The organism is Acaryochloris sp. CCMEE 5410 (genome assembly GCF_000238775.2).
GTDB lineage: Bacteria > Cyanobacteriota > Cyanobacteriia > Thermosynechococcales > Thermosynechococcaceae > Acaryochloris.
The window spans coordinates 239,432-254,042 of sequence record NZ_AFEJ02000002.1; the positions used below are offsets into that span (position 1 = coordinate 239,432).

14 protein-coding genes and 6 tRNA genes are annotated in these 14,611 nt (G+C 47.8%); 18 read left to right on the forward strand and 2 right to left on the reverse strand.

Translation table 11 applies throughout. The features are described 5' to 3' along the window. The first annotated feature begins 136 nt into the window (after window positions 1-136). From ON05_RS21920 to ON05_RS22005, 18 genes are all read left to right on the forward strand, one after another. Window positions 137-451 carry a hypothetical protein gene (locus ON05_RS21920; RefSeq protein ID WP_236619131.1) on the forward strand — a complete coding sequence of 105 codons (315 nt, stop codon included), beginning with the start codon at window positions 137-139 and terminating at the stop codon, window positions 449-451. A 101-nt stretch (window positions 452-552) separates the two neighbouring features. After that, a tRNA-Met gene (locus tag ON05_RS21925) sits at window positions 553-629 on the forward strand. A gap of 8 nt (window positions 630-637) precedes the next feature. After that, window positions 638-710, forward strand: a tRNA-Thr gene (locus ON05_RS21930). A gap of 65 nt (window positions 711-775) precedes the next feature. After that, the gene (locus ON05_RS21935; RefSeq protein WP_010479537.1) at window positions 776-1,291 is read left to right on the forward strand and encodes an O-acetyl-ADP-ribose deacetylase; all 516 of its coding nucleotides are present in this window, start codon (window positions 776-778) and stop codon (window positions 1,289-1,291) included. Between the two features lie 64 nt (window positions 1,292-1,355). Continuing rightward, window positions 1,356-1,451 (forward strand) — tRNA-Gly (locus tag ON05_RS21940). A 79-nt stretch (window positions 1,452-1,530) separates the two neighbouring features. Continuing rightward, window positions 1,531-1,604 (forward strand) — tRNA-Val (locus ON05_RS21945). 100 nt (window positions 1,605-1,704) lie between these two features. Further along, window positions 1,705-1,801: transfer RNA gene (locus ON05_RS21950), tRNA-Arg, on the forward strand. 108 nt (window positions 1,802-1,909) lie between these two features. Next, a tRNA-His gene (locus ON05_RS21955) sits at window positions 1,910-1,987 on the forward strand. A 1,209-nt stretch (window positions 1,988-3,196) separates the two neighbouring features. Further along, complete coding sequence (locus ON05_RS21960; protein ID WP_029315617.1) at window positions 3,197-3,544, forward strand: hypothetical protein; 348 nt, start codon at window positions 3,197-3,199, stop codon at window positions 3,542-3,544. Window positions 3,545-3,609: 65 nt separating this feature from the next. Beyond that, window positions 3,610-3,810: a hypothetical protein gene (locus ON05_RS21965; RefSeq protein WP_029315616.1), complete on the forward strand. Its 201-nt coding sequence runs from the start codon at window positions 3,610-3,612 to the stop codon at window positions 3,808-3,810. 453 nt (window positions 3,811-4,263) lie between these two features. Then, window positions 4,264-5,004 carry a hypothetical protein gene (locus tag ON05_RS21970; protein WP_010479532.1) on the forward strand — a complete coding sequence of 247 codons (741 nt, stop codon included), beginning with the start codon at window positions 4,264-4,266 and terminating at the stop codon, window positions 5,002-5,004. 38 nt (window positions 5,005-5,042) lie between these two features. After that, complete coding sequence (gene nfi, locus ON05_RS21975) at window positions 5,043-5,723, forward strand: deoxyribonuclease V (RefSeq protein WP_010479530.1); 681 nt, start codon at window positions 5,043-5,045, stop codon at window positions 5,721-5,723. 357 nt (window positions 5,724-6,080) lie between these two features. Next, window positions 6,081-7,508, forward strand: a complete 1,428-nt coding sequence (locus tag ON05_RS21980) for a hypothetical protein (protein WP_010479529.1) — start codon at window positions 6,081-6,083, stop codon at window positions 7,506-7,508. Window positions 7,509-7,572: 64 nt separating this feature from the next. Beyond that, window positions 7,573-8,415 (forward strand): hypothetical protein, encoded by an 843-nt coding sequence (locus tag ON05_RS21985; protein WP_010479527.1) that lies wholly within the window; start codon window positions 7,573-7,575, stop codon window positions 8,413-8,415. 70 nt (window positions 8,416-8,485) lie between these two features. Next, on the forward strand, window positions 8,486-8,698 hold the full coding sequence (locus ON05_RS21990) for a type II toxin-antitoxin system HicA family toxin (protein ID WP_029315614.1): 213 nt from the start codon (window positions 8,486-8,488) through the stop codon (window positions 8,696-8,698). Next, window positions 8,698-8,904 carry a type II toxin-antitoxin system HicB family antitoxin gene (locus ON05_RS21995; protein ID WP_010479523.1) on the forward strand — a complete coding sequence of 69 codons (207 nt, stop codon included), beginning with the start codon at window positions 8,698-8,700 and terminating at the stop codon, window positions 8,902-8,904. Before ON05_RS21990 ends, ON05_RS21995 begins: the two co-directional genes overlap by 1 nt. A gap of 251 nt (window positions 8,905-9,155) precedes the next feature. Continuing rightward, window positions 9,156-9,791, forward strand: a complete 636-nt coding sequence (locus tag ON05_RS22000) for a ThiF family adenylyltransferase (protein WP_010479520.1) — start codon at window positions 9,156-9,158, stop codon at window positions 9,789-9,791. 155 nt (window positions 9,792-9,946) lie between these two features. Further along, window positions 9,947-11,023 carry a beta-N-acetylglucosaminidase domain-containing protein gene (locus ON05_RS22005; protein ID WP_029315612.1) on the forward strand — a complete coding sequence of 359 codons (1,077 nt, stop codon included), beginning with the start codon at window positions 9,947-9,949 and terminating at the stop codon, window positions 11,021-11,023. A 126-nt stretch (window positions 11,024-11,149) separates the two neighbouring features. Here ON05_RS22005 and ppk2 read toward each other — a convergent pair whose 3' ends face one another. Then, the gene (gene ppk2 / locus ON05_RS22010; protein WP_010479515.1) at window positions 11,150-12,109 is read right to left on the reverse strand and encodes a polyphosphate kinase 2; all 960 of its coding nucleotides are present in this window, start codon (window positions 12,107-12,109) and stop codon (window positions 11,150-11,152) included. 139 nt (window positions 12,110-12,248) lie between these two features. Beyond that, on the reverse strand, window positions 12,249-14,423 hold the full coding sequence (locus ON05_RS22015; RefSeq protein WP_010479513.1) for a glutamine synthetase III: 2,175 nt from the start codon (window positions 14,421-14,423) through the stop codon (window positions 12,249-12,251). Window positions 14,424-14,611 lie beyond the last annotated feature (188 nt).

Genomic DNA, 14,611 nt, shown 5'->3' on the forward strand with positions numbered 1-14,611 from the left:
ATTGCTTGCGAGTCAAGATAGAAGTCTTATGGTCAAATCCAGTACCCATACAATCGCCCAAGAATTTTGTGATTGCACGCTACCTAAATCAGCGTGGACTCATGAGGCTCACCTAAGGGTTGGACTTTGGCATTTGATGCACTACTCTCCACCAACAGCCTTGAATCTATTGCGGGAGCGGATTCGAAGATACAACGTCGTCTGCGGGGTAGTGAATTCTGAGACATCGGGCTATCACGAGACCATCACGCAGTTTTATCTGAAGGTGATTGTTTACTTCCTTGAACAGCACGATGTTTCCCAACCCATCGACCAACTGGCTGAGGCTTTGATAGAGGCATGGGGCGATCGCAATCTTCCTTTGATTTACTACTCCAAGGATCGGTTGATGTCGAAGGAGGCCAGGCAGCATTGGGTGGAACCAGATTTGGCTCGAATGCCCGGAGCATAATTTCAGAGGGGGTGAGTTGCGATCGCAACTCATCACCCATACCCTGAAACAGCTCCAAAATTTGCAACCACTCAAGAACAATGCAGTATCGCAACCCTCATAGCGGAGATGGAGCAAGAGGGGCTCGGCAGTTTCATACGCTGCACATCCGTGAGTGCAACTCTCACCTCCGCTACCAAATCTTGGGCTGGTGTAGCTCAATGGCTAGAGCAATTGTCTTGTAAACAATAGGTTGCAGGTTCGAATCCTGTCACCAGCTTGTCCCATTATTTAGGTACAGAAAGATGATTCTTCTCACTAGGCGATTTCCAAAGGTGCTAATCCATGGATACCCGAATCGAAATAGTCCAAACTGATATCACAACCCTACAAGTAGATGCGATCGTCAATGCGGCCAATGAGTCCTTGCTCGGCGGGGGTGGCGTCGATGGCGCGATTCATCGAGCAGCCGGGCCGCAACTCTTAGCAGAATGCCGAACCCTTAAAGGCTGTAAAACGGGCCATGCCAAACTCACAAAAGGATATCAACTACCAACCAAGTATGTAATTCACACCGTTGGTCCGATTTGGCGAGGCGGGGGAGCCAATGAAGCGATTTTATTGCAAGCCTGCTATCAACGCAGTTTGGAGTTAGCCGTTGACAATGGGATTCAAACCATAGCCTTTCCTGCCATTAGTTGCGGAGTCTATGGCTATCCGATAGACCAAGCCTGTCAGATCGCCTTTGAAACGACCCTCAATTTCTTGCAGATAAATCAATCCATAACCCAGGTTATCTTTGCCTGCTTTGGCGAATTGATTTATCACACCTACCTAAAAATAGCGGAGCAGGTGAATTAATAGGTGCAAAATTAGTGAGGTCCACAAAACTTAGGTGCATAAAACCTAACGGATATAAACTCTTGCGGATATGGTGCAATGGCTAGCATGAGAGGCTTCCAACCTCTTGATACGAGTTTCTCCTGCGGAGACGCTCAGCGAACGACTCTCGTTATCCGCTTTGGGCGAGTGTGATGTAGAAGTAGCATCTGGCGGTGCCAACGCCAGCGCGTGAGTGCGAATCTCACCACTCGCTTTGTGGTCCTGTAACTCAGCCTGGGAGAGTGCCTTTCTTACAAAAAGGTAGCCGTAGGTTCGAATCCTACCAGGACCATCAGTGGGGGATAGCTCTGGTGAGCGGCTTCGCCTTATAAGCGAGGGGACCAGATTAGTCTAGACGGCTGGGATCATAACCCAGATCCCCTACCAAACCTGGGAGTGTCGCCTAAGGGATGGGGCACCGATCTTCTAAATCGGTCTGTGTAGGTAGCTCCGTTGGAGCCGCTTCGCGCACGAGTCCTACCACTCCCGCTATATGAGTCTGTAGCTTAATTGGAAAGCATCAGCCTTGCAAGCAGAAAGATGCCAGTATCTCCTATCAGAGACGCTATGCGTACAAATCTGAACAGAATCAACTATGTTGGCCGAATCCGAAGCGGACGAGGAGCTAGATTGTGATCCTAGTGTTAGCGGGTTCAAGTCCCGTCGGTCACCCCAATTCACACCTTATGGAAGGTGCCGCCGAATGGTCGGCAACTGGTCTTGAAAATCAGGGTACGGTTCGCTGTAGGGGTTCGATTCCTCCACCTTCCTTTCTCATCCCATATGCTGCTGTCGAAGAGCGGATAAAGATTGGTTCTAAACCTAGAATTCCACCAGCAGAGTTCGGTCCGCTGTAGGGGTAATTCCTTAGGAAATGCGATGCGAACGATTATTGAGGATTATTTTGGTCTAGCCCTACTCAATGGCGGGAAGTCTTAAAATTTTGCAATGCCCTAAAAGCTTTGGAATAAAAGTGTTTTAGGAGGCTTATGATAGGCAATTTATCCCTAGACTGACCAACTCTCAAGAACCCATAGAATCTATGTCCGCAGGACTTACAGCGATAGGGGTGAATGTTAAAAAGTAAAAGCACATTTTCATGGAATCCTCTAAGGCGAGAATGTATGAGATAACGGCTCTTACATCTGCGACAACTTTTAGCCACGGCTTTTACTTTGCTTCCTAGGACTGAGCTTTATCTACAGATATCCTGGCCTATTTCAATAAAAAATGTAGTAATTTTTGAGACAATCTTGTATGTTTAATCGATGATTTTTTCATTCAATCATATTGTTTAAACTCACTAATAAGTTTTATATATATAGGTCGATTTATTTTTTTTAGAATTTTAAATACGGTCAGAGACCCCAGAGGTTCAGTTTCCACTGAAAATTAATTTCTCTCTTATCGATATATATTTCGCCTTTACTAGAGGCTTAAAACCAGTTCGAATAAATAGTAAATAAGCAAAACTCGTATTACATATTACTTCACCTGGCGCTTGAAAACTCTGTCTGGCATGGCTTACAGGCACATCTAACTTCAAGGCTTCAGATCGAAAAAATTATCCGATTGAACACACTAAAACTCATGTGGGTGAAGCATTCTCAAGGAAATACTCCCATGTGATTATATTCCCCTTTCTGAAGGGGAATATAATCACAGCTTGCAGTATATACTACAAACGTGTTACAAATGATCTAACGCACGTTTGCAAGGGTTAAAACAATGAGTGATAAAGGTACATCTGAAGGCATTTAATAACAGAAGGGTTCGCATATCTACCTCTCTGTACGCACTAAGGGCTTCTATTTAAATCCCTCCTCTCTCTAGCATTCACAAGCTTTATTAACTTAAACGTTGGCAATACCAAATCTCAATTAGATGAAAAATACCGTCATCACAATGTATCGACCGACGGGGCCTGAAGAATTGAAGTTGCTCAAAGATGCTAATTTTCGTCGCTGGCCGCCAAGGCTACCGGAGCAACCCATCTTTTATCCAGTCACAAACGAGCAATACGCGATTGATATTGCCACCCGATGGAATATCAAAGCGAGTGGTGTTGGATACGTCACTCGGTTCAGCGTCAAAAAATCTTTTATGGATAACTATGTCATCCAGAAAGTTGGGGGTGCCCACCACACAGAATGGTGGATTCCCGCAGAAAAATTGGAAGAGCTGAACGACAATATCGTCGGTGAAATTGAGGTGATTGGGGAGTATCGCTAACCTCAGTCCATAGCTCTGGTCTCAACAACAATAGAACACCATCCATCATGATTCAGGAGGTCAAAATGGTGCATATTCGGTTTGAAGGGCGATCTTATGATGTCGCTGAACAACATTTAGGAATTCAAGGGGGGATGGGTGACCGCATCCTTAAAGCGCATGTAGCCCGCCACCTAGAAGTCCCCGTTAACCGTCTCGATACCTACGTGGTCGATCACCGTCCAAGTGGAGATGTGATTGTCCACCCCGAGGCCGTTTACGGATAAATAACTCCCGTGCCCCAATCGAGAAAGCTTACACACGAATAACGGTCCTAAGGTAGCAACGTTCGAGCGATCGCACTAGCGAAGCATCCAATATCTCTCGCAGATAGAAGATGCGGGCCCACTGCCAAGGTTGATTTGGTAAGAGCGGCCGCAAGTTGATGAACTGCTTTCTAAACTTGCATGGAAGTATTGTTATTGCCCAAAACTCGCGTTCGCACCCTAACGAAAAAAGCCTACATACTCGCCAAATGGTAAGGCACTTGATTTGTAGATCAAGCACATACAGGTTCAACTCCTGTGTATGACACAACAGCTTTTTTGACTTGTGCGAAGCGCTATTTCTTGACGCAATTGAGTTCTGGATTTCTGGTATTGGCAGCATTCGTTCCCCTCCACTCCCCATTTCTGAGGGGAGTATCGCCAAAACATTTACAGATTATCTAGAACCGCACTATGAGCGAACATCGATTAAGCGAAATCACCATTGAACGACCTCGTGGGGGAATGAGGCGTAGCCTGAGAAAGGTCAAGGGAGCCAGAAAACAGTTGGATCGCCTCACTGAAGTGGCCACCGAGGATGGTTTACTCAGTCCGTACCTCATCAAACCGAGAGGCAAAACAAAGTGGCTTTCAGATCATTTGGGACCGCTGCGGCGATTTTTAAAGTCCCATGTGGGTCAACCCTGGGATGACGTTTACAGCAAACTCTGTCGACAGCTTAAAACCAACACCATGGCGGGACAGCATGTTCTGAGCCATTTATGGGACTTTGTTGAACCCCATGTTGAAATCATGGATGGTGTGCTGTACCACAAGCCTCGCTGGGGGTCCTTTCAGCCTTTAGACTATCGCTGTTATCGGGACAAATTCTATGTGCATCCTGAGACTAGAATTCTATGTGCAGTTGAAAAGAAACCTCGTAAGCGGCAGCGACAAAGGCCACCATCCGATAGGGTTGTTATCGATGCCTATCATGAATATCAGCAACTCAACGAGCTTTGGTATCTGATTTCCTATGAGGACTTTCCCCCTTTCCCTGTGATGACTGTGAGAGATGTGCTGCGGGGCGAAATCCCTCGGCAGACTCGATATGGCAATATCAATACCCGTTATGCAGTCAAGAAAAAACAGTGTAACAAGAAGGAGATCCGATTTATTTTGAGTCAGATTAAAGCAGTTAAACCTACCTCCTGAGAGGGGTTGAAAGTCCTAGCTCTCTGTAGGAGATTGTTATGCCCCACAAACACCACTTTAACCAGATGAAAAATCCTGAATCGGCCTTTGCCCTTCAGGAAAAACTGCGGCACCAAGTCATCCAAGAAGACGATTTTGGCCCCCTTGAAACGGTGGCAGGAGTGGATGTCGGATTTGAGGATCAGGATCAAATTGCCTGTGCTGCAGTTGCAGTACTGAGACTATCTGATCTCAAGGTCCAGGAATCTGTGGCGATTCGTCGTCCGGTTACCTTCCCCTATGTACCGGGATTGCTGGCATTCCGAGAAGTTCCCATCGTTATGGAAGCCTTGGCAAGTCTGAAAACCCAACCTGGACTCCTAATCTGTGATGGCAATGGCACCATCCATCCTCGTCGGTGTGGATTTGCTTGCCATTTAGGAATTGTTAGTGGACTGCCGTCTATCGGAGTAGCCAAAACCCCCTACATTGGGGAATTCCAACCTCTAGCCGATGATCGTGGGGCATGGCAGCCGATCACAGATGGGGGAGAGGTTATTGGGGCAGCCCTGCGGACTCAAACAAAGGTTAAACCTATCTTTGTGTCCATTGGCCATCGCATTAGTTTGCAAAGTGCTATTGATTTGGTGCTCCAATGCGCTCCCGCATATCGTTTACCTGAAACCACTCGCCAAGCCGATCAGTTATCCAAGGGCAATGCCCAACCTGTCATCTTATAAACAATCCGCACCCCAACCAGAAAAGCTTACATACTTGGTTGAGTCCTTACTTTATAGGGAGGGCTGCAGGTTCAAATCCTGCTTTGCTTCGCGCAAAAATGCTTTTCATACTTGTGTGGATTTTTCAATTGGATATCGTGCTCTTCACCAGGTCGATGTCCTTCATTTTTTACTAATGGCAGTATTGCCGCACCCGAACAGGGGAAGCTTACATACTCTCAATGGCCTGTTGCGTCTATGGAGATAGAAACAACAGGCCGTCGCGAAAGCGAATTGCTTCCTTAACTTGTGCGGTGCATCCACCAGGATGTGCTTTGCGTGCAATCGCTGCCTCCGAACTCAACCCAGGAGGTTTATATGAATACTGCAGAACAGGATTTACGTCTAGAAATGCTGAATAGCTTGCTAACCACCCCTCATCGGAAGTTGGAGCAAGTGGCGGAAACACACCAGTTAATGGTGGAAGTAGACCCACTATTTTACGGTCACCTAGCGGTATGGTATCAACGACATGGTGATGTGCGTGACCACAAGGAGGTTTTCGTCAGTCACCTGTTAACCAGTGGCATGGCGGATCACCGAGAAGCGGGATTTGTCCTGTTGCAAGGACTGCCCCCATACCAGGTAGCCCGCGTCATTGACTTTATGAAGCAGAAGTTGGGCAAGGTCCCTCGATCAACTCGGACTGCAGTTCGCCGGTATCTGACTCAGCGAGAGCAAAATCCCAAACAATTTGATCGAGCCGCGCTACGGGCACGAAAAGCCATTAAGCATCTCTATGCGACCCTGCACATTAAGCCGGGAGTTCGGGCTGATGCCATTCTGTTCAAGAATGATCCACCCGATGGATCACTGGCGAAAGTCCTCAAGCAGATTGCAAATGCACCGAATCCAAGTGAACAGGCGCGATTGATTGTGGAGTTTAAGATTCCCTATGCGATCGCAACAGGCACTATCCAGCAACTCACCCCCACAGTACTGGCTGCTTTAATTCACAATATGAGTCCTCAAGAGGTGATCAATCACCTCAAGTCCCTGAAAGCACGGGGGGCAATGGACCATGCTGAAATGAAGCAGCTAATTGATGACAAGTTAGAGAAGGCCCAAACAGACACCCGAATCTCTGCCTTCAAAGCCCAAGTGGCAGCAGAGGCAGTCGACGTGGATGCGGAAACAACTGCCAAACTGGAAAAGGTCACCAATAAGCAGATTAAGCGACGTGGAACCATCGGTAAGTCTACAGCATTGTTAGTGGACAAGTCTGGCTCTATGAGCTGTGCGATTGAGGTAGGAAAGCGACTAGCTGCCATGATTTCTGGCATTAGCCAAGCGGATCTATTTGTCTATGCCTTTGATACGATTCCCTACCCAGTCCAGTCCCAAGGCTCAGACCTGAGTGACTGGGAGCGAGCCTTTAAACTAATCAAAGCTGGGGGCGGTACTAGTTTAGGTTGTGCCCTGGAGGTGATGTGTCAGCGCCAGCAAAAGGTTGACCAAATTATTTTGGTTACTGATGAAGGGGAAAATACAACACCTTACTTTGCTGAAACCTACCAGCGATATTGTCGGGCGTTTGGCCTTTTGCCCAATGTTGTGATTGTGCGAGTGGGCCATGTCTACCAGTTGGTGGAAGACCAGCTTAGACGGCAGCAAGCTCCAGTGGAAACGTTCACGTTCCAAGGAGACTACTACGCACTACCCAACTTGGTGCCCTTGCTGACTCGCCCTTCTCGACTGGAGTTGCTGATGGAAATCATGGAGACTCCATTGCCCATTCGGCACTAATTGATAGCTAGTTCAGAGAGCATTTATCCAAGGGTATCCCCATTCAATCTGCAGGAGCATAGTAATGGTCAATATCCATACATTACTGAACCACTTAACCATCCAGGAGGTAGAACTCCTTAATCAACAGTTTTTGGCACCTTGTGTCTGCAATGGTCGTGTCCGCACCAAGCTTTCAAACTTGGTTTACACCTTCAGACCTATCCCCCATGATTTTCAAGGCTGGGGAATCTTTCAACCAGTGGATAGAGCCCATGCAAGGGTCAATAGAATGGCAGATCTCCCCCAAATCGAAGCCTATCTACACCCTTTACCAACCCTCCGATTGATACTGGTCCGATTGCTGCAAGGCCAAACTTGGTTAGCTTTTCCCCTCAATGTCAGCGATATGACTCAACGATGGGGATGGGCCAAACCCGTTCCGATTCATCTGGTAACGGAAGGATCGGCATTTGATGTTGCGATCGCACGCCCAAACACCCAAACTTGGTGGTTTGACACCCTTGACCGTCGAGCCGACCCCCAACCCTCGGAGTTTCTCAGACAAGCCTTTCAGCAACATACACCCCCTGAGCAGCTCCGCTTCAAAGGCCTAACACCAGAAATGCGAATGGCCTATGAGCTAGCCACTCAGCCATTAGCTGAATTTTCTCAAGCCGAACGCGATCAAAGGCGGCTAGCGAAAGCCCTCAAAGTGGGGGGAGGCACCCTCCAACACTTCTCTAATCAGGAGGAGTACTGGCGAGTGGAGTGGACAACGGCGGAGGGCCAACCACAGATCAGTGCGATCGCAAAATCGGACCTCACCGTATTGAGTTCAGGTATTTGTCTCAGCGGTCGCGATCGCGATTTTGATCTGGAATCTCTTGTCGGAGTGATTGAACAGGAGGAAGAAGATTGGATCTAGCGGCACAACCTCTGTTCTGGAGTGTCAATGTGATATTCTCGCAGTGCCTATGAGGTGAAAAAATCAGGTCTTGCCCAAGAAAATCAGAGAATTAAAGTCAATGCTGAGGAAAGCTGGTTTTTCGGAACAACCCGCCAAAGGAAGCCATACTAAATGGCTGCACCCCTTGTATCCAGGGCGAATAACCTTATCTGGCAAAGATGGGCAAGATGCTAAACCCTACCAGGAGAAAGAGATTGCCAAAGCCCTTACAATGGTGAATGAGCAAGGAGATCAAGCGTAATGGATACCCTGCGATATCAAATGGTCATTGTTTGGTCAGAGGAAGATCAGTGTTACCTGGTACATCTGCCTGATTTTCCAGAACAGACCTACCGAACCCATGGCCAAAGTTATGAAGAAGCGGCGAAAAATGGTAGGGAAGTCTTAGAACTTCTTCTGGAAGAAGACGGCCTATCTTTACCTGAGCCAACTTCAGCCGCAGCCTGATGGAAATATGTATTAAATAGAAGCGGCGAGGCGTATTGGTTACATCAAAGGTGACTCGACAGGACGCATCATTCAACAACCTATAAACTTCCGTACTTACAGAAGTTTCAAGCAGGATTAGGAGCGGGCATTTTCTCCCTAGCCCCTGAGAAAACTGGGTGCAATTTTTGCAATGATCAATGTTCTCCACTGAAGAGGCTAGGGCTGTGTAAAAGCCTTTAATCAAGACAATTAAAAAAGAGAAGATTGGTATGACTGAACAATTTTTTCATGAGCAACTATATCGGTCTAGCCAGCAGATGGCGATGCTCCGAGATTATCCGGTGACCGTATGTGGAGCAGGTGCACTAGGGGCCAACTTAGTGGAAACCCTGGCCCGCTCCGGCTACGGAAAACTTAAAGTGATTGACTGCGATCGCATCGAGATTCGCAACCTTTCTACCCAGCCCTACTATCGATCTGATGTCGGGGCCTACAAAGGTAAGATCCTGGCCAATATGCTGTATCGAGCCCTGGGAACTACGGTGGATTTCATGCCCAAGCAGCTCACCGCCACCAATGCCCAGTCTTTGTTACGGGGGAGTTCTTTGGTTATTGATGCCTTCGATAACAGTGTTTCTCGCCAAGCGGTTAAAGACTATTGTTTAGAGCAGGATATTCCTTGCCTCCATGCTGGACTGGCTGCAGAGTATGCAGAAGTGGTTTGGGAACCGGCGTATCAAGTGCCATCGGCAACCCATGATGATATCTGCGACTATCCCCTAGCGCGGAATTTGGTGTTGTTGACTGTTGCGATCGCAAGTGAAACCATCACTCGATTTATCACGGAAGGTCGTCATCAAAGCTGTACGATTACCCTTCGAGATTTGGTGATTCACACCAGTTGATAGTTGCAAAATCTCTGTCAGGGATTGTCATGACACAATTAGACTGAAAATCTTCTAGAAATTCTGAGTGCAATAGTGTAATCTCTGTTTCTGAGCGCTTTGAACTCTGTTCATCAAGAACCCAAGTTAACGTTGTGATGGGCTCGGCAATCAATATGGACATCCAGCAATCATGGGGATATGGCGTTGTTGAAGGCTTCTTTGGTAAGCCTTGGCCTTGGCAAGCTCGGTTAGATTACGCCAGTTTTCTCAAACAAAATGGATATCAGTTCTATATCTATGCCCCTAAAGCCGATCCCTATTTGCGGATTCGATGGCAGGACGTTTGGCCAGAGACCACCTATGCAGAACTGAAGCAGCTAGGGGAACGGTATCGCCAAGCGGGTATCGCCTGGGGAATTGGCATCAATCTGTATGAGATCTTCTTTAATTACGATCAACAAACGATTGAGCAGCTAAATGCCAAAATTCGATATCTCAATCAACTTCAGCCGGATATTCTGGCGATTTTGTTTGATGATATGCGAGGAGATTGCGATTGCATTGCCCAGATTCAAGCTGACATTACCCACCGAATTACTGAACTGAGTACAGCCAAGACCTTTATTATGTGTCCGACCTACTACAGCAGCAGTCGGATTCTGGATCAATTATTTGGGGAACGCCCCGAAAACTACTTAGAAACCCTGGGGCAATTGATCGATCCACAGTTGCATATTTTTTGGACAGGGCCAGAGATTTGCTCAAACAGCTATCCCCTCGAACATTTGCAAGAGGTCAGCCAGAAGCTGGGGCGAAAACCCTTTATCTGGGATAACTACCCGGTCAATGATAGTGCCAATATGTGTAACTATCTGCATCTCAGGGCTTTTGAAAATCGGCCTTTTCAAATGGCTGACTGGATCTCAGGCCATGCGGTTAATCCCATGAATCAACCCTACCTTTCTCAAATTCCGTTGCGAACTCTGCACCTAAGCTATCAACAACAAGAGAACTATGATCCACTGCAAGCGTTGCAGGAAGCTGTTATGTCTCTATGTGACCCTACACTGGCCAAGAGTCTGATGGACCATCTCAGTCTGTTGCAAGACCAGGGTTTAGAGCAGATGGAGCCAAAGAAAAAAGCAGAGTTAATGGCCCAATACCAACCCATAGGCACTAAGTTCTCACAAGAAATTGTGGGGTGGTTACAAGGAGACTATCCCTTCTCCACGGACTGTCTCACGATGTGATTATCAAACCTGAAGGTATCCTAAATCGATGTCTACCTGTCATCGCTTTTTACCCAAAGAATACAGACTACGCCCGTGAAAATAGAGATTCTAGACCGCATTTTTTAACCCCTCACCCTGACACTATCAGTAGAGCTGGGGAACGAAAAACTGTTCGTTCAGGGGTGGACGGACATAATCTGTCGGAGCTGTCTTTCGGGGTGGCAACTCCATCGGTTCGGGGGTCATATCTTCGTAAGGAATCTTACTCAAGAAATGACTAATGCAGTTGAGACGAGCCCGCTTTTTGTCATCCGCTTCCACCGTGAACCAAGGAGCCTCAGGAATATTCGTATGGGCGAACATATTGTCTTTGGCCTGGGAATATTCAGCCCAACGATCGCGAGACTCTAGATCCATGGGACTCAACTTCCAGCGGCGGGCTGGATCCGTTGTCCGGGCCTGAAAGCGCCGCTCTTGCTCCTCATCACTGACGGAAAACCAATACTTCAGCAGAATGATGCCGGAGCGAACCAGCATCTGTTCAAATTCAGGGCAGGTCTGCAGGAATTCCTCATACTGGTCGTCGGTGCAAAACCCCATTACATGTTCAACGCCAGCTCGGTTGTACCAGCTACGATCAAAACAGACAATCTCTCCAGCTGCCGGAAGGTGTGCCACATAGCGCTGAAAATACCATTCTGTCTTCTCGCGATCGCTGGGGGTTCCCAAGGCCACCACCCGACAACCGCGAGGATTGAGGGGTTCGGTAATTCGCTTAATGGTGCCGCCCTTACCCGCCGCATCTCGGCCTTCAAACAAAATGACGATGCGAGTCCCCGTATTTTTAACCCAGTACTGCATTTTGACCAGTTCAAGCTGGAGACGGGCGAGTTCTTTCTCATACTTTTTTTTGGACAGTTTGGAGCTGCCTTCTGATTCCGAGATATGGTGAAAGACTTTGCGCTCCGAGGAGAGTTGACGGCTTGCTTTCTGCTTTTTACTTAGTTTATTTTTCTTCTTTGTTTTGGGTGGCTTATCCTGTTGGACCTCAGCCTTTTCAGGTGGGGAATTAGGGGAAGCATTTTGCTTCTTTTTTGATGACATTGCTCAAATCCTTCTCTTGGATAGCACCCAACTCCATCCTAGCCCTAGCTCTTCAGCAGAGTAGTTTAAGTGCGCTCTGAACAAGAAACTCACTTGACGACCCTCAAGTGAGTTTCTTATTTGTTATTCGCCAGTGGGGTTACTTGATGAACAACATTTCTTGATAGGTGGGCAAGGGCCAGAAACTATCCGCAATTTCACCTTCTAAGGCATCTGCATAGGATCGCACCTCGTCCATTAGGGGACGAATGGTTTTGGCACAATACATCATCTGCTCTTCTGTCGAACTAAAGTCATGGGTTTCCATCGCTGCAGATAATTTGCTAGTGACGTCTGCCATCGAATTGGTGAGTTCTGCAATTGTCTTGGCACTGTCCTTATGACAATCGATACCCAGATCCGACAGACTAGAGATGGTCGAGGACAACTTGGATAAGTACTCAACCGCTGCTGGATAAATAATGGTTTTGGCCATATTCGTGACCAGCTTTGCTTCCACCTCAATGGAGAGAATGTATTGTTCAGCATAGACTTCAAAGCGGCTTTCCAACTCAACGGGAGTTAAGACACCCGTTTTTTGGAAAAGGTCTTCAATGAATTCTGCTTTTAGATAGGGTAAGGCATCGGCAGTGGTGGGTAAGTTGGCGAGTCCTCGCTCTTCAACGGCCATCTTGTGCCATTCGTCAGAATAGCCATTGCCACCGAACACGACTGAACCATGGGTTTCCATTACTTCTTTGAGTACAGTCAAAATGGCTGTATTCAGTTCGAGTCCATTCGATAACTCACTTTCTAGGCGATTGCCGATCCATTCCAAGGAATCTGCCAGCATGGTATTGAGGACAATCAAGGGGCCAGAGACCGATTGGCTGGACCCTACCGCCCGGAATTCAAACCGATTGCCCGTAAAAGCGAAGGGAGAAGTCCGGTTCCGATCGCCCGCGTCTTTGGTCAGGGGAGGCAGGACATCGATGCCTAAATCCATCACCCCTTTGTGCTTGGAATCCGTGACCGAGCCATTTTTGATTTGCTCAAAGACTTCTTCGAGTTGGGTGCCCAAGTACACGGACATGATTGCTGGGGGCGCTTCATTGGCGCCGAGGCGATGGTCGTTGCTAGCGGTTGCGATCGCAGCCCGCATCAAAGGGCCATATTTATGCACACCCCGAATCACTGCCCCACAGAAGATCAAGAACTGAGCATTCTCATTGGGGGAATCGCCTGGATCTAACAGATTGCCTTGGGTGGCATTGCCCACGGACCAGTTCACATGCTTACCCGACCCGTTAATCCCCGCAAAGGGCTTTTCGTGGAGCAAGCAAATAAACCCATGTTTTTTGGCCGTATGCTTAAGGACCGTCATAATCAACTGCTGATGGTCACTAGCCACATTGGCCGCTTCAAAGAAGGGGGCAATTTCAAATTGTCCTGGAGCCACCTCGTTATGACGGGTTTTGGCGGGAATGCCGAGTTTATAGAGGGTTTCCTCCACATCCTGCATAAACACCTGAACCCGTTCTGGAATGGCCCCAAAATAATGATCGTCAAATTCCTGGCCCTTGGCCGGAGCTTTGCCGAATAGGGTGCGACCCGCTAGCATCAAATCGGGTCTCTGGCTGGCAAAGTTGGAATCGATCAGGAAATATTCTTGCTCAGCCCCACAGCTAGAGTTGACATGGGCAATATCCGTATGGCCCAACAGCTTCAGGACTTTGTTTGCGGCTTTATCCATGGCGGCGATGGAGCGCAACAAGGGGACTTTCTTATCTAACGCTTCCCCGGTCCAGGAAACAAATACGGTGGGAATACACAGGGTGGCTCCATTGTCCGTTTCCATAATATAGGCGGGACTGGTGACATCCCAGCCCGTATAGCCCCGAGCTTCAAAGGTGTCGCGAATGCCGCCATTAGGGAAAGAAGATCCGTCCGGTTCACCCTGGACGAGTACTTTGCCAGAGAATTCTGAAATAACGGTGCCATCCCCTTGGACGGAGATAAAGCCATCATGCTTTTCTGCCGTCAGGTTGGTCATGGGATAAAACACATGGGCGTAGTAGAGAGCCCCTTTGGCAAGTGCCCAATCTCTCATGGCCGTTGCCACGGCATCCGCTACGGATGGGTCGAGCTTTTCCCCCGTGGTAATGGTCTTTTTAATCGATTTGAAGACGGCTTTCGGCAGGCTCGCCTGCATTTTACTTAAGTTGAAGACGTTCTCAGCCCAAATTTTCTCCAGGGATTCAGGAGGCTTGGGTGGCATCAATTCCCGATTGGTAATTTGGTGAACAGCTAGGACTCGGGCTTCATTTCCACTCATGGTGATTCCTCAGGACTCGAACTTCCTGATGGTACGCAAATTTATTCCTTAAAATGGATAGAACGGATACCGAAATACAAACTGACCTGTACCTCACCTTCTATAGGGCAGATGAGACCAGTGAGTAAAAACCTTAAAGCTCTTTGAGAGAAGGAATAATGGCGTTACTCAAATCAAAAAAATCCCCT